We start from the raw sequence: 20,627 nt of genomic DNA, 5'->3' as shown, positions 1-20,627 counted from the left end.
CCGAAGTCCACCACGTCCACCCCGCCGGACAAGGCGGACCAACCAACGTCGACAACGGAACACTCTTGTGCTGGTTTCATCACCACACCATCGACACCAACGGCTGGCAGATTCGCATGGTCGGCGGAAGGCCCCAAGTACTCGGCCCACTCCTCTGGGACCCCACCCAAACCTGGCGCCCCGCCCACAGCCACCGAGCCAACACCCCCAGCCCCGAACCGCACTGGCGCACCTAGCTAGACAGGGCTGCAACGAGCTGAGCGCATCAACTCAGACCAACTGTTCCAGCCAGCTGCGCATCAGGGCGATGTCGTCGACGGTGATGCCCACTTCGGAGTGTGGCGGAATCAGCAGCGATGGTGTTTCCTGAGTGACGCTCCGCACCTTTTCGCCGTGAATCTGAACGTCGGCATCGTCGATCCAGATGAATGGCGCCGGCACGTTTTGATCTTCCTCGATGCGCTGTGACTTCCACAGCCCCGTCTCGCCATCAGTCTTGCCGGGGCTGATCGGCGGGGTGGTGACGTCGAGCATGCGGCCGCCGGCAAGCCCGTGCAGCGCGGGTACGAGAAGCTGGCGGGTGGCATCGAGCTCGTTCCACGAGGTGAGCCAGACCAGTTCAACGCCATATTGCATAAGCAAGGAGTCAAGGGCGGTGATGAGTCGGGGAGCCCAATGCACGTCGTGGGTGGATGCCTGGCCGTCACCATGGTCAATGCTGATCGATGCTTTCGCCACGTCGCCCCAGGCCGGGTCCGGTTCGGAACTGGGGCAGAGGCATCCGTTGACCGAGAGATAGAGCCGGGGAACGCTCATTTGCTCTGCCCGCCCTGGCGGGATTCGTTGCCCGCAATGGCCTTGCGCGCTCGTTGGTGCATTTTGCCCATAGTGGTATCGCTTTTCCGCGTGAGATTGTGGATTGTACTGCCCCCAGAAATGCTTCTGGTTTAGCTAAGCACGTGCCGCTACAGTGCGGCGCCCCACGAACTGGGTGAACTTTTGGTGCCGTGTCGCTGCGGCGATTCGTGCCATATGTGCATGACGACAGCGGGGCATTCGCTGGATACTCAGACCAGGGTCTTGCGCATGAACTCCTGAGTGCGCGGTTCCCGCGAGTGGTCGAACACCTCGGTTGGCGTTCCCTGCTCCAGAATGACGCCGCCGTCCATGAAGACAACACGATCGGCGGCGGCCCGGGCGAAGCCGAGCTCGTGGGTGACCACGAGCATAGTCGCCCCGCTGGCCGCCAACGCAGCCATCACATCGGTGACCTCGCCGACGTTTTCCGGGTCGAGCGCCGAGGTCGGTTCGTCAAACAGAAGCACGGCGGGTTCGAGGGCCAGAGCCCGAGCGATAGCGACCCGCTGCTGTTGTCCGCCAGACAACTGGCGGGGGTAGGCCTGCGCGCGGTCGGCCAGTCCAACCCGGGTGAGCAGCGCCATGCTGCGCTCGATGGCGTCGGCCTTGCTCAGTTTTAGAATGGAGCGGGGTCCGTCGGCGATGTTCTGCAGAACGGTCCAGTGCGGAAAAAGGTTGAAGTTCTGAAAGACCATCCCCACCTTTCGCCGCTGCACGGCAATCTGGCTTTCGGTGAGCCGACGCACGGTGCTGCCGGATTCCTGCCGGTAGCCCATGAGCTCCTCGCCCACCCAGATCGCCCCGCCGCTGGGAACCTCGAGGCAGTTCACGCAGCGCAACAGGGTGGACTTGCCTGACCCCGACGAACCGAGGATGGCCACGGTTTCGCCAACGTGAACGTCGAGGTCGATGCCCTTGAGAACGTCGACGCCGGAGAATTGCTTACGCAATCCGCTGATGCGCAAAATGGGTTGGGTCATGATTCCATCCCTCGATTCAGGTTGCGTTCGGCGGCCCGTCGATCGAGAAACCTGGCGACCATGGAGGAGCTGCCGTTGCGGCTGGAACCCCGGCCGTAGTGACGCTCGATGAAGAATTGCACGCCGTTGAGCACGGTCGTGATGAAGAGGTACCAGATGCTTGCGACGATCAGCAGCGGCACGGTCTGATAGGTCTGGCTGTAGATCTCCTTGACCGAGAACAACAATTCGGCGCCGCCGATCACACTGACCAGCGAGGTGCCTTTCACCAGCGCGATGATGGAGTTGAAGGTGGGAGGAACGATGAACCGCATCGCTTGCGGCAGCTGGATTCGAAAGAACACCCGGGCCGGCTTCATTCCCAGCGCCTTGGCTGCCTCGAGCTGTCCCTCGTCAACGGAGATCAGCCCGGCGCGATAAATCTCGGCCTGGTAGGCCGCGTCGTGCAGGCCGAGGCCGACGATGGCAGCCAGCAGCGGTGTGATCAGGGTATTGGACTCGATGGACGCGAATGCTGGACCGAACGGGATTCCGATGCTCAAGACGGGCACGAGCAGGCCGATATTGAACCAGAAGATCAGCTGCACGAGCTGCGGTGTGCCGCGGAAGAACCAGATGTACGAGGAGGCCAGCGTGCGCAGGAGTGCGTTGTCCGACAATCGGCACACCGCCAGAACGCCGCCGAGAACCAGACCGATCGTCATCGCCGTTACCGTGAGAAAGAGGGTCATGACGACACCCTGGAGCACGGTTTCGCTGTTGAGATATTGCCCGACAACGTCCCACTCAAAGTTCGGGTTCGTCACCAGCAGTTGCACGAGTTGTGCGACGACGACCACGGTGATGATGGAGAGCACCCAGGTAGCGGGGCGTCGGGGCGAGAGCGCCCCGGCCACGTCCACGGGGTGTTGCGCGACTGGCAGTTCAATGTCGGCCTGGTTACTCGGCAGCGTTGCCAAGATTACTGCGGGTTCTCGACGAGCCAGTCGGCGTAGAGGTTGATGCCGGGCTGGTCGATGATCTCGCGGTCGAGGCCGTACTTGGTCATGATCTTCTCGTAGTCACCGTTGTCGAACAGCACCTGAAAGCTCGCGAGCAGTGGATCGGAGAGTTCGGAGTCCTTCGGGAGCAACGCTCCCATGAACTGACCGGCGAACCCGTTCGCAAAATCGTCCCCCACGACTTCCAGCTCGCCGTTCGACTCCTTGGCCGCGTGGAACAGTGAAGCTCCGCCGGTGAAGAAGGCATCCGTTCGCCCTGATCGCAGTGCCAGCACACCGTCGGGTACGCTCGCGACGCTGAGTACGGTCAGGTCCTTGCCCTGCTCCTGGCATTTCACTGCCTGGGCCTCTGCAACCTTGTAGGTGGCGGCGTTGGCCAGCGCTGCAACGGTCACGTCACATAATTCGTCCATGCTGGTGACGTTCTTCGGGTTGCCCTTTTCGACCAGGAATGGCACGACCTCCTGCAGCACGTCCACGAATTCGGCGCCCGGTCGCTCCTTCGGCCCACCGACCGAGTCGGCGTAAGGAAAGAACCCGAAGGCGTAGCGCTCGGCGCTGATCGCGGCAAACGCACCGGAGATATCCGGCACGGTAGCGATCTTGACCTCAATGCCCATTACTTCGCCGACGGCCGCCATGAGTTCGGCGCCAGCGCCGGTATACTCGCCGGTTTCACCGGGCACCGTCACCCACCAGGGCGGGTTCGCTCCGCTCGTGACGACGGTGAGCTCGCCGGCGTCCTGAATGGCCTGGGGCAGGGCGTCATGAATGCTTTGGTCCAAAAGAGTGGATGCTGCCGGTTCCGCAGTCTTCTCTGGTTCGACCGTTGCGCTGCAACCAATCAGGAGCGAAACCGAGAGGGCCAGGCAGAGGGTTGTCGCGACTTGGATACGTTTCATGGTCGGTACTCCATTACTCTGGGCGGCTGGGCAGACCGCAACGCGCCAGAACTAACACTATTTGTCCTGAAAGCCAAGAGTTACAGAAATGCGGTGGGCGGCGCTGACGACGAGCTCTTTCCAGACACCGTCGAGATTCGCTGATACGCGCGCCATAGCGCCGCCAATGACCAGCGCCGCAATCATCACGCCCGAATAGTCGTAGACGGGCGCGGCGACAGCCCCGGCCCCAGCGTCGACCTCACCGAGGCTGAGGCTGTAACCGCGTTGGCGAATCTCGTCGAGCTGATGTCGCAGCTCGCTTTCGTCGGTGATGGTGTGTTCGGTGAAGGCAGGTCCCCGGTGACTGAGCACTTGAGCCAACCGTTGCTCGTCCTGACCGGAAAGTAACATCTTCTGCCCGGCACCCGAATCCAACGGCCGTTTGGCCCCGACGTCGACCGAGATGCGCAGGGAGTGCGTGCTCTCGATGCGGGAGATGCAGATCGCCTCGTTGCCGACAGGCGTGATCAGATAAACCGTTTCGTTGGTCTGAACCTGTAATGCCTGTAATTCGGGTTGCGCGGCCGCACGCAGCGCCTCGATCGGTTTGGCGGCGACTTCGCCGAGGGTGAGGAGACGGCTCCCGACCCGGTAGTGGTCGCCCATGCGTTGCAGAAAGCCGCGGGATTCGAGAGTCTTGATGAGGCGGAATGCCTTATTCCGGGTCACGCCGATGCGCCGGGCAATGTCGGCTACCCGCAGCTCGCGTTGCCCGTTCTCGAACTCCAGCATGATGTCGAGGGCTGCTGCAACCGGACCGATCATGTAGTCCGTGGTGTGAGCGGCCGCAGGGGGTGGGGCGGGAGCGTCAGCGTTTATGGCGTACTCCGCGGGGTTCGAGGTCATGCGGCTTCCGCGATTGATTGGCGACTATGGGCATCGGGCGCGTGGGTGCGCACGAGCTGCTGTGACAGGGTGCTGTGCCAGCTGGAGATGCACATTATTGGAACATACCATGCCGCGATCAGCTCGATCGCGCTCCCTCCTTGGTGGGATGCTCAGCCAGATTCTTGCGTCTTGCATCGCTGAATAAACCATCTATCTATATGATGAACACCATTGGTCGTCGATCCTCGCCAGAAAAGGTTGCGCAATGCTCACGACACGACAGGACTCTGAGAGCCTTCGAGCCGGTCCAGTCACGCGCCTTGACGATGTCTACGGTCAGATCGACTCCGGATTTGCCGCTGCGCTCGAAGAACTCGCCTACCTCGATAGCATCGTCTGCGGCGGAGTTTCGCCCACGTACGACCTCGCCTTCTGCGCCCAGGTTGTGCAGCACAGCATGTGCACGAGTGGTCTGCGCACACACCTGGTCGAGGGATACGGGCCGCCGGCAGTGTATGGCGAACGACTTGTCGATCCAAACCAGCCGACCGTGCTCATTTACGGGCGCGGCACATGCGATAACAAGCGACGGCACCTCGCGCAGCTCTGGGCGTTGCGGGCAACGCTCGCCGCACACGGCGAGCTGCCGGTCAACGTCAAAGTGCTCTTTATGGGAGAGGTAGTGCTAGGCAGCCCGCACCTGGACCTCGTGCGGCACCATCAAGACTTATTGACGGCGGATCTCGCCATTACCTCAGATGGCTATGGATGTGGAAGCGGCACGCCCCAGCTCGTGCTGGGCGCGCTCGACAGTCCCTTTGCTGCGATTCTGGCCGGTGCCGTGCAGCAGGCGACAGGCGTCGAATCTTTCGTGGCGCCAAGCCTTGGCAGCTCGTTGCCGAACTATGTCTTCACCGATATTCTCGGCATCCCGTCGGTTCTGGTGCCCTATGCCAACGCCGACCAGAACAATCACGCGGCCAAGGAGAACTTCGAGCTGTCTCGGTTCAAAGACGGGATGAGAATCTGCGCGACGATTCTCGACCACGTCGGGCGCGCGGGCATTCCGTCGGATTGACCGTCGCAGTCTGGTGCCTAGGTGCTAGCATTGATAGCAATCTGTGGAAGGGATTTCTTATGGCCGCTATTACCGTTCGCAATCTGGATGATGAAGTACAGCGACGCCTCAAGCGTCGCGCGGCAGCCAACAATCAGTCCATGGAAGCAGAAGCACGATCGATATTGAGTGCGGCCGTGACGGGCGGTGACTTCGCCAGAGCATGGGTCGCCGCCACGGCGGAATTTCGCAGCGACGACCTGAAACTGCCGGCGCGCACTTTGGGACGCGAACTCGATCTCTCATGATCGTGCTGGATACCAACGTTGTTTCCGAGCCCCTGCGAACGCGGCCGGAACCCGCGGTGCTGGCCTGGTTGGATGGAGTCGCCGACAACGTTGCGCTGACGTCTGTGAGCGTTGGCGAGATCTTCACCGGAGTTCGAATGCTCCCCGCTGGTCGTCGCCGAGACGGCTTGATGACCGCAATAGAGCTCGCTCTAACGACCTATGCCGATCACGTGCTGCCCTACGACGAGCCCGCGGCGCGTATCTACGCATTGATGCAGGATTCTCGACGCGCGAGCGGGCATCCGCTCAGCGTGGAAGACGGCATGATCGCGGCGATCTGCCGGTGCAGGGGGATGGCGCTCGCCACCAAAAATATCAGCGACTTTCAGGATCTCGGAATCACCTTGATCAACCCATGGACTGATGTGCCCCTCTGACTGTCGGCCCGAGCTCCGCGGCCGGGTTCCGAAGGGGGCACGGCTGAAACAGACGACCAGTACCCTTGAAGCGAGTCGAAGGAGGTCTGCCGCGTGTCCGCACTCAGTCAGACGCATGCCCTGCGGCAACTCATCGAAACGGATGCCACGTGGCGGCTCCTCCGCGCCGCCAACGCCCCCGTCATCGCCGCATTACTGAGCGAGCATCTCGGGGGAGAGAGCCGGCGTCTGGCCACGGCCGAGCTCTACGAACGCATCGACCACGACCTCGACGCCCTCCGCGGCCACGGTTTCGACCTGCCCCAGAATGCCCAGGGCTACTGCGCGGAATGGCGCAAGTCAGGGTTCCTCACCCGCCGGGCCGACGAAGACACCCGCGGTGAAACGTTCGAGCTCGCCGCGGGCGCACTTGGCGCCATCCGCTTTTTAGAGCAGCTCGCCGCACCGCGGCAGACCGTCACCGAATCGCGACTCGCCAGCATCGGCGTGCAGCTGGGCCAGCTCGCCATCGACACCGACCCCGACGTCACCCGCCGCCTCGAACAACTGCACGCCCAACGCGACCGCATCGACGCTCAGATCGAGCGCATCCACGCCGGCGACGTCGAAACCCTCGACCCGGCCCGAGCCCTCGAACGCGTGCGGGACATCCTGGCCCAGGCCGAGGAGATCCCATCCGACTTCGCCCGGGTGCGGGCCGAGTTCGAGAACCTCAACCGCGACCTGCGAGCGCGTATCGTCGAGAGCGACGACACCCAGCGCACCGTGCTCGACGAGGTGTTTCGCGGCGTCGACCTCATTGCCGAATCTGATGAGGGGCGCAGCTTCGCCGGATTCTCCGCCCTCGTGCTCGACCCCGCCGTTGGCAGCGCCTTCGATGACGATGTGGCCCGTGTACTGGCCGGTGATTTCGCGGCTGACCTCACGCCCGCCCAGCGCCAGTTTCTGCGCCGCTTCATCGGCACGCTCAAGGACCACAGCGGCGAGATCCACGAGGTGATCACCGCGTTCGCCCGCGGCCTGCGCCGCTATGTGCAGTCCCAGGACTACCAGCGCGACCGGGTACTGCGCTCCCTACTGCGGGGTGCGCTCGCCACCGGAGTGGCGGCATCCGCTCACACCAAGCCGTATCAACCAACCACGCTGCACCTCGAGCTGTCGGCGGTCGCGCTGCGCAGCGTCGGCGCCGTGCGTTTGCACGACCCAGCCGAACTCGATGCGACGGCGCCTATCGTCGAACATGTCGCCGGTACAGCCGACCTCGCCGCCCTGCGCGCCCTCGCCCGGGAGACCGAGATCGATTTCGCAGAACTCATCGACAACGTCAACACCGTGCTCACCGAACTCGACGTGTGCACCGTGCGGGAGGTACTGGAACGTCACCCGGCCAGCCAGGGCGTCGCGAGCGTCGTGGGCCTGCTCACCCTCGCCGCCCACCAGGGCACCATTCCCGGCGGCGTCGAGACCGTGCGCTGGCAGGGCAGCGACCAGGCCGCTCGCGCCGCCGACATTCCGATCTACCGTTTCACGGGGAGACTGCTGTGACCGACACCACCGCAACTATTGGCGAAGCGCAGGATCTTTCCGCGCCCGGGCCCGCTCTCTGGGCGCAAGACACCGGCATACTCGGAGAGCTATCCCGGCGCGCACTGCTCGAGCTGATCAAGGGGCCCTACCTGTCGGGCGTGAAGGCGCCAGCCCTCTGGTCGGCGTTACTGGCCGATGAAATCGCCCTGCGTTCTCGCCTGCACGAGCTGTTCCTCGATCTCGTGATCGACCGCGTCGGTGAGTTCGCCTTCGTGCGCAACGTGAGCACGACTGAGCTGAAAACTCCGAACACGGTTCGGACCGCGGCGCTCACCTTTCTCGACACCGCGATGCTGCTGGTGCTGCGCCAGATGCTGCTTGCCGGCGAGGGGGAGGGTCGGGTGATCGTGGGCCAGGACGAAGTGTTCGAGCAACTCTGGGTCTACCGCACACCTGACCGCGACGAAGCCGACTTCGCCCGGCGCATGAATTCTTCCTGGCTGAATATGAAAAACAAACTGCGCGTGATTCATCCGGCCGGCGCCGACGACCGGGCCGAAATCTCACCGGTGCTGCGGCTGATCGTCGACGCCGACCAGATACAGGCCATCGGCGCCGAATACCGGCGGATCGCCGACGGCGGCGGGGGATTTGCAAGCGGCGCTGAGACCGATGATGACTCCGACGAGGACGTGACCGAATGACACTGCTCGAAATGCCCGGCTTCGACGACGTCCCCGACACGGCGGACCAGTCGACGATCATCGGGCCCATCCACGTCGGGCAGTGGCGGCTGGCCCGCGTCGAACTGCTCAACTGGGGCACCTTTGACGGATTTCACCCCATCGATATTGCCCGCAAGGGGCACCTGTTCACCGGCGCCTCTGGCTCCGGCAAGTCGTCGCTGCTCGATGCGATCGGTACTGTGCTCACCCCCGACAAGTGGTTGCGCTTCAACGCCGCCGCCCAGGACGCCGCATCGCGGAACGATGACCGCAGCCTGATCAGCTACGTGCGTGGCGCGTGGAGCAAAGAGGCAGACGAAAACCTCGACCGCGCCGTGAGTACCTACCTGCGAAAAGGGCCGACCTGGAGCGGCATTCTGCTCGGCTTCGACAATGAAGTGGATGCCCCCGTCACCCTCGCGCGCCTGTTTCACCTGCGCGGGACCAGCGTCGACAAAGCAGACCTGAAGGACGTTTGCTTCATCGACCGCGGCCGGGCGACCCTGCTCGATTTCAAAGAATTCGTCGCCTCGGGAATTGAAACCAGGCGCATCCAGAAAGCGTGGCCGGAGGCGGTCATCACGACCACGGGCAGCCACGCCCGGTTCTACTCACGCCTCGGCCGGGTGCTCGGCATTAAGAACGAGAACGCGCTGCACCTCCTGCACAAGACCCAGTCGGCCAAGAACCTCGGCAGCCTCGACCAGCTGTTTCGGTCGTTCATGCTCGATGAGCCCCCCACCTTCAAGCGGGCCAAAACAGCGGTCGAGCAGTTCGGCGAGCTGAACCAGGCCCACCAGCACGTTGTCGAGCTGCGCCGCCAGGCCGAGCAGCTGCAACAACTTGAGGCCTCGATCGTCGACTATGAAACGGCCTCCGCCACGGCCGCCGAAACCGCACGGCTGGTCGAACTGATCGACCCGTTCCAAGACCAGCTCACCCTGCGCCTCGCCGGCGACGAACGGGGAGCACTGCGTGCCCAACAGGCTCGCGCCGAGGCAGAATCCGGCACAGCGGATGCTGCTCGGGACGACGCGGACGAACTGCTGCGCGTCGCCGAACGTCGGGCGCTGCAGCTGGGCGGATCTGACGCGGCGCTCATGCAGGCCCGCGTCGCCGATGCGGTGACGAGCTACGAGGCGACGGCGAAGCGCTGGCAATCGTTCAGTGACGATCTCGCCGGGGTCGGCGTTGCGATTGCACCGCAGGATAACGCCGAATTCGTCGAATTCCAGGAGTCGAGCCGCCGGGTGCTGGCTGAATCCGCACCGCAGGCAGCGCACGATCACGACGACAACGAGCAGTACTTTGCCGCAAAGGCAGAACTCGACCGGGTCGACCGGGAACTCACCGAGCTGCGCACCCGCAAGAGCAACCTGCCGGCGGCGCTGTTGCTCGCGCGCAAACGGCTCGCCGAGGAACTCGGCGTCACCGAGGCTGCGCTGCCGTTCGCCGGTGAGCTGATTGAAGTGCTGCCGGAGTTCTCTGCCTGGAGCGGTGCGATCGAGCGAGTGCTGTATCCGCTCGCGAATGCCCTGCTGGTGCGCGACGACTATCTGCCCGAGGTGCGCCGCCGCGTCGAGTCACGTAACCTCGGTGCCCGGCTCGTGTTCGAGGCGGTTCCGACGCTCGCCGACGCACCCAAGGCCGCCCGAACCGGCCGGTCGCTGCTGCACCGTATTCGCGTGAGCGACGGCCCTTTCCACGACTGGTTGCAAACGCGCACCGCCCAGGAATTCGACTACGCCTGCGTCGACCATCCCGATGAGCTCGACGAAGTTGAGAAGGGCGTCACGATCGGTGGGCAGGTCAAGAAAGGCGCTCGTCGGTATGAGAAGAACGACCGCCACCGGGTAGACGACCGTAGCCAGTGGATTCTTGGAGCCGACAACGAAGCCAAGATCGACCTGTTGCTGGAGCGCCGCCGCCAGGCAGACCAGCGGCACCGCGAGGCCGACAACAGGCTCAAGCAGGCGCAACACGTGCGAGACTCCGCCACCCGACGCCGCACCGTCCTGGAGCGTGTGCTCGGCCAGGACTGGTCAGAGCTCGACCGCATAGCGGCTGATGAACTCGTGCGTGCGCGTCGCCGGCAGCTCGAAGCGCTCACCACCGGCAACCACGAATTACAGGGAGCGATCGCCGTCGAAACGGATGCCCGTGCCCGGCAGCACGCGGCCGAAGCCACAGCCAGGGCGCGCGCCCTCGAAGTGAGTCAGGGCGGGGCGATTCTGCGCGAACTCGGGCAGCTCATCGACAACATCGGTCGACGGGTGCAATCGCGCAACACCGACGAGGAAGCCGCACTGTCGGATGCGGACACGAACCTGCTCGAGACCCGTTATCGCTCCGAGCGACGCAAAATCGATCGCAAGAACATAGAGGAAGTCGGCCGTAAGGTCAGCGAAGCGTTGAATCGTGAGTGGCGTGCCGCACAAGATGTGATCGGCCAGGCGCAATCGGCCTTCGTGTTAGGGGCAGGAGCATTCAAAGCGAACTGGCCTGCAGCATCCGCTGACCTGAGCCCTTCGATCGACGACCGGGCAGGCTATCGCGCCCTGCTCGAGGGGATCGTGGCTCGCGGTCTGCCCGAGCACGAGGGCAACTTTCTCAAGCTGCTGCGCGAAAAATCGCGTGATCTCATCGGCCACCTCGCCTCGGATATTCGCGATGCCCCCAAACTCGTCGTGGACCGAATCGACCCGGTCAACGCGTCGCTCGGCCGTTCCCGATTCGATGTGGAACGCTATCTGCGCATTGAGGTGAAGACGCGGCGGGCTCCCGAGGTGCTGCAGTTCATGGCCGACCTCAAGACCGTTGCCGACGGCGCCTGGAACGACGAAGACCTCGCTGCAGCCGAACGAAGGTTCATTGTTCTCAACCAGATCATGCAACGTTTGGCGTCGAGCGAGAACGCCGACGTCGCCTGGCGCCGCCGCTGCCTCGACACCCGCGAACACGTCACCTTCATGGCCCACGAAGTCGACCTGGCCGGCCGCACGGTGAACGTGCATGACTCCAGCGCCGGTCTCTCGGGCGGGCAGCGGCAGAAGCTCGTCATTTTCTGCCTCGCGGCGGCCCTGCGCTACCAGCTTGCTGCCGACGAAGACGAGCTGCCGACCTACGCCACAATCATCCTTGACGAAGCGTTCGACAAGGCCGACAGCCGTTACACCCGCATGGCGATGGACGTGTTCGTGGAATTCGGATTCCACATGATCCTGGCCACCCCCGAAAAACTGCTCCAGACGATCGAACCCTACGTCGGAGGCATCACCTCCATCACCAACACCAGCCGCAACGATTCCCGCACCGCGAGCGTGGTCTTTCGCGCCGACGACGAGGCCGAATGAAGCAGCCTCGCGGCATGGTAACGGTCGCCGAAGCCCGCGAGCGGGCCCGCAAGCGCGTCACACAGGACCAACGCGATTGGGCCGCGCTGGGCGGTGAGACCGCGCTGCTCGAGATCGTGCTGCACCCGCCGACCGAACGCGCAGCGCTCCTCGGTCAGGACGCCGCGATCGCCTGGCAACGCGAGTGGCGAGCGATCGCCGATAGTTTCCCGAACATCGATGTGCCCGGTGTTTATGTGACGTGGGGTGAGCGGCAGTGGTCGCGGGTTGGCGCGCAGACGGTGCCTGAGCGCTGCACGCTGAGCGGAGCGGATGCGATCGCCGCGTTCGCCGGCGCCGCCACCGCCCGGGAGTGGCAGGCTCTGCAGCGCCGCGCCGCCCAACTACGGGCGGCATTCCCCAGCATGATCGACTCCGGAACGATCGATCCGCTGGCCGCCGCGATCCGCGGCCATGCCCGCACCCTGCAGGCCCTGACCGATGCGAACTTTGCGACCCTGCTGCATGTTGTGGCGTGGCTGACCGCGCACCCCGCATCCGGTTGGCGCATTCGGCAGTTGCCCATTCGGGGGATCGACACGAAATGGCTCGAAGCGCATCGTGCAGTCGTCGAAGGGCTGCACGCGGGGGTGAGCGGGCGTCTCTCGCTCGGATTGCAGGGTGCACCGAACCTCGTGCGGGTTCGCTTTCTCGACCCGCAACTGCGGCCTGGGGGGCTCTGCGATGTGATCGCGCCCGTCGAGGAGCTCGCCGCTCTCGCCATCCGCCCGACGACCGTGTTCGTATTCGAGAATCTGGAGACCATGTTCGCGATGCCCGACCTGCCGGGCGCGGTCGTCGTGCACGGCGGCGGCTATGCCGCGCCGCGCCTCGGTGCCATCCCCTGGATCCAATCTGGCCGCGTCATCTACTGGGGCGACCTCGACTCCGACGGATTCGCTATTCTGCACGCGCTGCGCAGCACCTGCGACGACGTGACGAGCGTACTCATGGACGAAGGCGTTCTGCTGCAGTTTCGTGACCTCTGGGTGCCCGAGCCGAAAGCGGCCAGCGGAACCTACCCGACGCTGACGCCCGATGAACAGGTTGCGCTCACGCGCATCCGTTCGGAGGGAAACGTGCGCCTGGAGCAGGAGCGCATCGAGTGGAAGTATGCACTCGGGCGCCTGCTCGCCGTCGCCGCGCAGATTTAGTCACGACTTTCTTTCGGCTCGCCTGGCTGCGCTCCAGCAGGCGGATTGTGCGGGTTATTGCGCCGTTGATCAGCTAAATCATCGGATTTCGAGGGTGCGCCAGTCTGCCGTTGGTCGCAAAGTATGCCACGGCGCAGCTCGCATGACCGAAAGTCAGGAGATTCGGAGAAAATCGTGAGGATTCGTTCAAACGGGCCGGGCATGCTGGCGGACTCGCCCGCGCCACCCCGAAGTGCACGGGCCAAAAACTCAGCGAACGGGCGTACCTAGCGCCCAGCACTCGCGCCAGATGAAGGACATGCGCCCAAAACACACTGAAACGCCCCGTGCCCACCTCGCCCCCCGAAACCTCGGAAACACACGCAAGCCCCGCAGGCCACGCACCCGCCGGCACGAGATTGCCGTTGCCACCGGTGCCGCACTCGTTATCGCCGGCCTCGTCGCCGGCAGCGGATTCGCCGCACAGTCCGCCGATGCCCGGCAGGACAGCATCGCAGCCACGACCGCACTGGCCGAAAGCTCGGGCCTGCAGAGCGACCAACTCGACTTCTACGCCGCGCGCGGTGAATCGATCACCCGCGGCAACGCATCCGCTGCCCTGAATGCAGCCAACCTGGTCATCGCTGCCAGCGTCAGCAAAGTGGATGCCACGGCCCTCACCTCGGTCGCCAGCTCCCTGGCCAGCTACAACATCCTGCCGATCGAGCAGGTCGAAGACCTCACGGCCGAGGCGAAGGCCCAGACCGCGGCGGTTGCTGCCGCCACCGCCGAAGTCGACCGCGTTGCCGCCGAGGCAGCTGCGGCGGCTGCGGCGGCAGCTGCCGCTGCTGCTGCCGCAGAGGCCGAAGCCGAAGCCGCTCGCGTTCAATCCCTCGCCGGAGGCAACAACGTCGACGGCGCGCGCGCCACGGCACGTTCGATGGCCGCCTCGCAGTACGGCTGGGGTGAGGACCAGTTCAGCTGCCTCGACCGGCTCTGGCAGAAAGAATCCGGCTGGAACTACGCCGCCATGAACTCCAGCAGCGGCGCGACCGGAATTCCGCAGGCGCTGCCCGGCAGCAAGATGGCCTCGGCCGGCACCGACTGGGCTACCAACGCGACCACACAAATCAGTTGGGGGCTCGGCTACATCAAGGCATCCTCCTACGGAACGCCGTGCGCCGCGTGGTCGCATTCGCAGGCCGTCGGCTGGTACTGAATTCGATAGTTCCCGGCGGTTTATGCCCCGGTCACGACCGAATCGACGAGTAGCAGGCTGTTTCGCCCCGGCTGGCCGCAGGTTCTGCGGCGGCCAGCCGGGGCGGCGGGCCCGGCGGTACGATGGGCGAGCACGGGCTCTGCAGGTTTGAGTTCGGCGAGGCACACCGACGTGCCCGCCGCGGGAGTCCGCACACCTATCTTTAATGGAGGCGTTTTTTCGATGTCGTCTGGTTTCACCCGAACGGGTCTGTCCCCGTCAGATCCCACGCTCGAAACGTTCATAGTTGATTACTATGAGCATCTAACAGACGAAGATGCGGTGAACTACACCCCGGAGCTGCTCGAAGCCCGGGCGCGTACGCACTGGCAGGTCGCGCAGCGTCGGGAGCCGAAGACGGCCACGATCGAGATTCACAATGAATCCGGTCGCAGCGTCGTCTATATCGTCACCGACGACATGCCCTTTCTGGTGGATTCGGTCACGGCCGAACTCGTGCGCCAGCATTCGGCCATCCACCTGGTCGTGCACCCCCTGCTCATCGTGGCCCGCAGCAAGGCCTCGAACGACCTCGTCGACATCAACCGCATCCCGGCCAGCGCCGGCGTCTCCAGCGGTGACACCTCGGCCATGCCCGACATCGCACACCTCATCGCGACCGGTGATGACGCCTCACACCTCGAATCCTGGATCGCCATCGAGATCGACACCGCGAGCGAGGGGGAACAGGCCAGCCTCGTCGCCGGGCTGACCGCCGTTCTTGGCGACGTGCGTGCCGCCGTCGCCGACTGGCCGCTCATGCGCACCAAGGCCATGCAGATCGCCAACGCCCTCGACACGATCGCCGGCGCCGAGCAGATCAAAGATCTCCGCCAGACCCAACAGCTGCTGCACTGGCTCGACGAGGGCAACTTCACCTTTCTCGGTTACCGCGAATACAACCTCGAGACGCTCGACGGCGAAGACGTGCTCTCCCTCATCGAGGGCAGTGGCCTCGGCCTGCTGCGTTCCGCCGATGATCGCCACCAGATTCAGCACCTGACGGATGCCGGCCGGCAGAAAGCGCGCGAGCGCACCGCACTGGTCATCACCAAAGCCAATTCCCGGTCCACCGTGCACCGCCCCGCCTACTTCGACTACATCGGCATCAAGAGCTTCGATTCCGCCGGCCAGGTCAACGGCGAGCAGCGATTCATCGGACTGTTCGCTGCGAGCGCGTATACCAGCTCGGTCACGGCCGTGCCGGTACTGCGTGAAAAGGTCCAGGCCGTTATGACCGAGGTGGGTTTTCCGCCCGAGTCGCACAGCGGCAAGGACCTGCTCGGCATCATGGAGACCTACCCCCGTGATGAGCTGTTCCAGATCGAGGTCCCCGCCCTCGTCACGGCATCGCTGGCTATCCAACGATTACAGGAACGTCGCCGGACCCGCCTGTTTTTGCGGCCCGACATCTACGGCCGCTTCATGTCGGCCCTCGTCTACCTGCCGCGTGACCGCTACAACACCGCTGTGCGGCTGCGGATCGAGAAGGAACTGCAGGAGACGTTCAACTCGGAATCGCTCGACTTCGAAGCGCGCATGACCGAATCCGCGCTGGCGCGACTGTTCTATCGCATCCGCTTGCCCAAAGAAGTGTCCGCCGACTCCGTCGATGCCGCCGATCTGGAACACCGCCTCGCGATGGCGGTACGGTCCTGGCCCGAGGGCATCAGCGACGAACTCCGGGAAACCCACTCGGTTGAAGAAGCCGAGCGGCTGTCCGACGTGTGGGCCGAGGCCTTTCCCGACAGTTACCGGGTCGACTACGAAATCACCGACGCCCTCGAGGACATCGGCCGGTTCGAGGCCTGCGCCGCGCAGGTGGGGGCATCCGCTGACCCGCACACCCGCCCCGGGCTGCACGTCTACCTGCCGAAGACGGCCGGCGATCCCGGCGAAGACGCTCGGATCAAGCTCTACATGACCGAACCGAAGAGTCTGAGCCAGATTCTGCCGTTTCTGCAGAACCTCGGAATCGAGGTGCTCGATGAGGTGCCATTCGAGATTCAGACCACCGATGGGCGCCGCTTCTACCTCTACGACCTCGGCCTGCACTACCCGGCCGGAGTCGACCCGGTCGCGACCGGCGCGCTGCTGGCCGACTCCTTCGGCGCGGCCATCAGCGGCGCCATCGAATCTGACAGCCTCGACCGCCTGGTCTTACAAGACGGCTTGCCCTGGCACCGTGTGGTCATTCTGCGCAGCTACGCCAAGTATCTGCGCCAGATCGGCAACACCAACTCCTACGGCTTCGTCGCGAACGCCTTGCTGGCCAATCCGGCGGTCACGCGGGGCCTCGTCGCCCTGTTCGAGGCCCGGTTCGATCCGGACCTGGCCGATGACGAGCGGATGCTCCGCGTCGCCGACGTGCGCGAGCAGCTTCGGGTCGCGATGGAGCAGGTTGCCACCCTCGACGCCGACCGCGTGCTGCGCTCGCTGATCACCCTGATCGAGGCGTCGCTGCGCACGAACTTCTTTCAGTACAAGCCGTACCTGAGCATCAAGCTCGACCCGTCGCAGATCGGGCAGATGCCCTCGCCCAAGCCCAAGTATGAGATCTGGGTGTACTCTCCGCGGGTGGAGGGCGTGCACCTGCGGTTCGGCAAGGTCGCTCGCGGCGGGCTCCGCTGGTCGGACCGCCGCGAAGATTTTCGCACCGAGGTGCTCGGGCTGGTCAAGGCCCAGACGGTCAAGAACGCCGTCATCGTGCCCACCGGCGCCAAGGGCGGCTTCTTCGCGAAGAAGCTTCCCGACCCCGGCATCGACCGTGCGGCCTGGATGGCGGAAGGCATCGACAGCTACAAGACCTTCATTCGCGGGCTGCTCGACCTGACCGACAACCTGGTCGCCGAAGCGGATGGCGAGCACGTCGTGGCACCGCACCGCGTGGTGCGCCACGACGATGACGACAGCTACCTCGTCGTCGCCGCCGACAAGGGCACGGCCTCGTTCTCCGACATCGCCAACGGGCTGGCCGCCGAGTACGGTTTCTGGCTCGGCGACGCCTTCGCCTCCGGCGGCTCGGTCGGTTACGACCACAAGGAAATGGGCATCACCGCCAAGGGTGCCTGGGAGTCGGTCAAACGCCACTTCAGCGAACTGGGTGTCGACACCCAGACTGAAGAGTTCACCGTCGTCGGTGTCGGCGACATGTCGGGTGACGTGTTCGGCAACGGCATGCTGCTCTCGAAGCACACCAAGCTCGTCGCGGCCTTCGACCACCGGCACATATTTCTCGACCCCAACCCCGACCCGGCGCTCTCCTTCGACGAACGGGCCCGATTGTTCGAACTGCCGCGTTCGTCCTGGGCCGACTATTCGACCGACCTGATCAGCGCCGGCGGCGGCGTCTTCCCCCGCCAGGCCAAGGTCGTTCCGATTTCGGCCGAGGTTCAGGTCGTGTTGGGACTGCCCGAGGGAACCACGGAGCTGAGCCCGCCCGAACTGCTGCGTGCCATTCTGCTGGCGCCCACCGATCTGCTCTACAACGGCGGCATCGGGACCTATGTCAAGGCGAGCAGCGAGACCGCTGCGCAGGTCGGAGACAAGGCCAACGACGGCATCCGGGTTGACGGCAGGGACCTTCGGGTCAAGGTCGTGGGAGAGGGCGGCAACCTCGGCTTTACCCAGCTCGGCCGCATCGAAGCCGCACTCGCCGGCGTCATCCTCAACACCGACGCGATCGACAACTCGGCCGGCGTGGACTGCTCAGACCACGAAGTCAACATCAAGATCTTCGTGGACCGCATGGTCGCCGCCGGCAAGCTCGACCCCGCAGAGCGGGCTGAATTCCTCGCCGAGATGACCGACGAAGTGGGGCGTCTGGTTCTGGTGGACAACGTCGACCAGAATATCCTGCTGCTCAACGACCGGGTGCTCGTGAACAACTGGAGCCCGAGCTACGAACGCCTCATGAACTGGCTTGAGGAATCGGGTGATCTGCAGCGCGAGCTGGAGGCCCTTCCGACGACCGCCACCCTGCGGGAGCGTCTCGACCGCGGGCAGGGCCTGACCAGCCCCGAGCTGAGCGTGCTCGCCGCCTACGCCAAGATCGAGCTGGCCACCGCGCTGCGCGACAGCGATCTGGCCGATGACCCGTGGTTCGGCGGTACCCTGCGCCGGTACTTCCCGACCCATCTGTCTGAGCGTTTCGATGCCGAGCTCGACACGCATCCGCTGCGCCGGGAGATCATCGCGACCGTCGTCGCGAACGACATGATCAACCTCGGCGGCATCACCTTCGCTTTTCGCACGATGGAAGAGACCTCGGCCAGCCAGGCGACGATCGCGCGGGCCTTCGTGGCCCTGCGCGAGGTCTTCGACATCGACACGATGGTGGGCGAGCTCAACGCGCTCCCGTCGTCCTTCCCGACCGAGAAGTGGACGGCGATCCACCTCGACATTCGCCGGCTGCTCGACCGGGCAGTGCGCTGGCAGGTCAACCACGGTGGCAACATGCCCGTCGGCGCCGTGATCGCCAAGTACAAGCCGCAGATCGCGCTGATGCGGGAGCACCTCGGTGACTACCTGCAGGGCACCGACCGAGGGCGCCTCGAAACGCAGGAAACGAAGGCTCGGGAATGGGGCCTGCCCGACGATCTCGGTCGCCGCTGGTCGGAACTGTTCGAGGCCTACGCGCTGCTCGACGTGGCCCAGGTCGCCGCCAGGGCCAACGTGCCGGTCACCGAGGTTGCCGCCATCTACTACACGGTCTACAACCGGTTCGGCGTCGACAACCTGCTGGAGCGCATCACGAAGCTGCCGCGCAAGGACCGCTGGCAGGCGCTCGCCCGCGCAGCCCTGCGCGACGACCTGTATTCGACGGTCGCCGATATGGCCCGCGCGGTGCTCGACGAAACGGATGCCGGCCCCGCCGACGAGCGTCTTCTCGCCTGGGAAGCACTCAACGCCGAACAGCTCGGCCGGGCGCGCAGCGTGTTCGAAGAGGTCAACTCGCTCGCGCAAGACGACATGGCGTCGCTCTCGGTGGCCGTGCGCCTGCTGCGATCCATCGTGCGCCGCTAGTTGCAGCAAAGAGGGCGTCCCGAGTGCGGGGCGCCCTTTTCACCCAAAACGGCCCATGCACAAGATCCCCGCCTGCAGGTCAAATCAGTCGAAACAATCGTCGGCTAGGGCAGCGTTGCGACCGCGAAGGCGATGGCCAGCCAGAGCGGCATCGCAGCGGCCATGAGCGCGAGGCCGACCCACTGCAGCCGGATGTAGGCCGAATCGGCGCCGCCGCGCTTGCGGGTGCGCACGATGTCGACCACGGACACGACCATGCCCACGAACATCAGGGGCGACACGGTCAACAGGGCGATGATGTTGAGCGCATCGTTGCGCACTTCGAGGCAGACGGCCACGCCGAGCACGCTGTACAGCAAAAAGAGCGCCACGCTGACCCACAGCGAGACGGGAAAGCGCCGCGTCGACGGCGTGACAGTTGCGTGCATGGTACGACCCCCGTTGGTATCTGCGATTTCTGACAGTAGCACGGGGGAAAGCTCAGCGGTCGGTCAGCCTCAAGCTGCCGAGCTGCGTGAGCTTGGTGCGTACCTCGGCGTCGCTCGGCTCGACCAGGTGGCTGTCGTCGGGAAACACGATGACGGGAATGTTGGTGCGGCCGCTGATGGCGCGGGCACGGTCGGCGCCATCCTCGACCAGCAACAGGTCGACGTAGTCGTAGTCCACCTCGAGTCGGTCGAGCAACGACTTGGAACGACGGCAATCGCCGCACCACTCCGCCCCATACATCGTGATGCGCGGTGCGGTGGCAGTCGTTTCAGTCATGCCAGCGATCTTAGGCGGCGCGCCTGTGTGCCGCGGGGTGGGCATCCGCTTCAGTCGTGCAGGTGATCGATGATGACCTGTTCAGTACAGCAGTACCCGTACCCTGAAGCCATGCCTTCTTATCGCGTCACCATGAGTATCGAAGCCCTGCACCCGGGAACCGCGCCCGCCTCGGTCGTGCCGCGGGCCGCAGCCAAGGCTGCCGAGCTCACCACCGTCGAGGCCTCCGATCTCACCATCGTCGCCGGCGCAGCCCGGGTCATCGTGCGCTTCACAGCGGATGACGCGGCGTCGGCCCTGCAGATCGGCGCCCAGGTGGTGGCCGACCTGCGGGTCGTCGCCGAGCTGCGGGCGTCGCTCGTCACCGAGCGGGTCAAGGGAACCTGGGTTCCGGTGCACTGACGTTA

The 20,627-nt window shown here is 64.7% G+C and carries 17 protein-coding genes and 1 pseudogene; 11 read left to right on the top strand and 7 right to left on the bottom strand.

What is annotated here, in order from left to right; translation table 11 throughout:
- Window positions 1-236, top strand: a pseudogene (locus E3O06_RS17800) (HNH endonuclease signature motif containing protein); the annotation flags it as partial.
- Window positions 237-270: 34 nt separating this feature from the next.
- Here E3O06_RS17800 and E3O06_RS10630 read toward each other — a convergent pair.
- From E3O06_RS10630 to E3O06_RS10610, 5 genes are all read right to left on the bottom strand, one after another.
- Window positions 271-816 (bottom strand): HAD domain-containing protein, encoded by a 546-nt coding sequence (locus tag E3O06_RS10630; protein ID WP_134503342.1) that lies wholly within the window; start codon window positions 814-816, stop codon window positions 271-273.
- Window positions 817-1,067: 251 nt separating this feature from the next.
- Complete coding sequence (locus E3O06_RS10625; protein WP_134503341.1) at window positions 1,068-1,838, bottom strand: amino acid ABC transporter ATP-binding protein; 771 nt, start codon at window positions 1,836-1,838, stop codon at window positions 1,068-1,070.
- Entirely contained in the window at window positions 1,835-2,797 is a 963-nt protein-coding gene (locus E3O06_RS10620; RefSeq protein ID WP_198415809.1) for an amino acid ABC transporter permease, read from the bottom strand. Before E3O06_RS10620 ends, E3O06_RS10625 begins: the two co-directional genes overlap by 4 nt.
- Before the next feature lie 2 nt (window positions 2,798-2,799).
- On the bottom strand, window positions 2,800-3,741 hold the full coding sequence (locus E3O06_RS10615) for a transporter substrate-binding domain-containing protein (protein ID WP_134503340.1): 942 nt from the start codon (window positions 3,739-3,741) through the stop codon (window positions 2,800-2,802).
- A gap of 57 nt (window positions 3,742-3,798) precedes the next feature.
- On the bottom strand, window positions 3,799-4,629 hold the full coding sequence (locus E3O06_RS10610) for an IclR family transcriptional regulator (protein ID WP_134503339.1): 831 nt from the start codon (window positions 4,627-4,629) through the stop codon (window positions 3,799-3,801).
- 247 nt (window positions 4,630-4,876) lie between these two features.
- Between E3O06_RS10610 and E3O06_RS10605 the strand changes: the two genes are divergently transcribed.
- The 9 genes from E3O06_RS10605 (at window position 4,877) to E3O06_RS10565 (ending at window position 19,455) form a co-directional block, all read left to right on the top strand.
- Window positions 4,877-5,689: a zinc-binding metallopeptidase family protein gene (locus tag E3O06_RS10605; protein ID WP_134503338.1), complete on the top strand. Its 813-nt coding sequence runs from the start codon at window positions 4,877-4,879 to the stop codon at window positions 5,687-5,689.
- A gap of 59 nt (window positions 5,690-5,748) precedes the next feature.
- On the top strand, window positions 5,749-5,976 hold the full coding sequence (locus tag E3O06_RS10600) for a FitA-like ribbon-helix-helix domain-containing protein (RefSeq protein ID WP_134503337.1): 228 nt from the start codon (window positions 5,749-5,751) through the stop codon (window positions 5,974-5,976).
- Window positions 5,973-6,395 carry a type II toxin-antitoxin system VapC family toxin gene (locus E3O06_RS10595; RefSeq protein ID WP_134503336.1) on the top strand — a complete coding sequence of 141 codons (423 nt, stop codon included), beginning with the start codon at window positions 5,973-5,975 and terminating at the stop codon, window positions 6,393-6,395. The genes E3O06_RS10600 and E3O06_RS10595 overlap by 4 nt, the downstream gene beginning before the upstream one ends.
- Window positions 6,396-6,488: 93 nt before the next feature.
- The gene (locus E3O06_RS10590) at window positions 6,489-7,940 is read left to right on the top strand and encodes a DUF3375 domain-containing protein (RefSeq protein ID WP_134503335.1); all 1,452 of its coding nucleotides are present in this window, start codon (window positions 6,489-6,491) and stop codon (window positions 7,938-7,940) included.
- Window positions 7,937-8,626: a DUF4194 domain-containing protein gene (locus tag E3O06_RS10585; RefSeq protein WP_241980067.1), complete on the top strand. Its 690-nt coding sequence runs from the start codon at window positions 7,937-7,939 to the stop codon at window positions 8,624-8,626. Before E3O06_RS10590 ends, E3O06_RS10585 begins: the two co-directional genes overlap by 4 nt.
- Window positions 8,623-12,000 (top strand): ATP-binding protein, encoded by a 3,378-nt coding sequence (locus E3O06_RS10580; RefSeq protein ID WP_134503334.1) that lies wholly within the window; start codon window positions 8,623-8,625, stop codon window positions 11,998-12,000. The genes E3O06_RS10585 and E3O06_RS10580 overlap by 4 nt, the downstream gene beginning before the upstream one ends.
- The gene (locus E3O06_RS10575; RefSeq protein ID WP_134503333.1) at window positions 11,997-13,193 is read left to right on the top strand and encodes a Wadjet anti-phage system protein JetD domain-containing protein; all 1,197 of its coding nucleotides are present in this window, start codon (window positions 11,997-11,999) and stop codon (window positions 13,191-13,193) included. The genes E3O06_RS10580 and E3O06_RS10575 overlap by 4 nt, the downstream gene beginning before the upstream one ends.
- Before the next feature lie 298 nt (window positions 13,194-13,491).
- Window positions 13,492-14,391, top strand: a complete 900-nt coding sequence (locus E3O06_RS10570; protein ID WP_241980066.1) for an aggregation-promoting factor C-terminal-like domain-containing protein — start codon at window positions 13,492-13,494, stop codon at window positions 14,389-14,391.
- Between the two features lie 222 nt (window positions 14,392-14,613).
- A complete protein-coding gene (locus E3O06_RS10565) occupies window positions 14,614-19,455 on the top strand; it encodes an NAD-glutamate dehydrogenase (RefSeq protein WP_134503332.1) in 4,842 nt (1,613 codons plus the stop codon).
- 104 nt (window positions 19,456-19,559) lie between these two features.
- Here E3O06_RS10565 and E3O06_RS10560 read toward each other — a convergent pair whose 3' ends face one another.
- Window positions 19,560-19,883, bottom strand: coding sequence for a hypothetical protein (locus E3O06_RS10560; RefSeq protein WP_134503331.1), 324 nt, complete (start codon window positions 19,881-19,883; stop codon window positions 19,560-19,562).
- Between the two features lie 52 nt (window positions 19,884-19,935).
- A complete protein-coding gene (locus E3O06_RS10555; RefSeq protein WP_134503330.1) occupies window positions 19,936-20,220 on the bottom strand; it encodes a glutaredoxin family protein in 285 nt (94 codons plus the stop codon).
- A gap of 111 nt (window positions 20,221-20,331) precedes the next feature.
- On the opposite strand from E3O06_RS10555, the gene E3O06_RS10550 reads away from it, so the two are divergent.
- Window positions 20,332-20,622, top strand: a complete 291-nt coding sequence (locus E3O06_RS10550) for a hypothetical protein (RefSeq protein WP_134503329.1) — start codon at window positions 20,332-20,334, stop codon at window positions 20,620-20,622.
- The last annotated feature ends 5 nt before the right edge of the window (window positions 20,623-20,627 follow it).

It is taken from the genome of Cryobacterium glaciale (assembly GCF_004402535.1).
GTDB classification, from domain to species: Bacteria; Actinomycetota; Actinomycetes; order Actinomycetales; family Microbacteriaceae; genus Cryobacterium; species Cryobacterium glaciale.
This window is presented reverse-complemented; position numbering and strand designations above follow the sequence as displayed.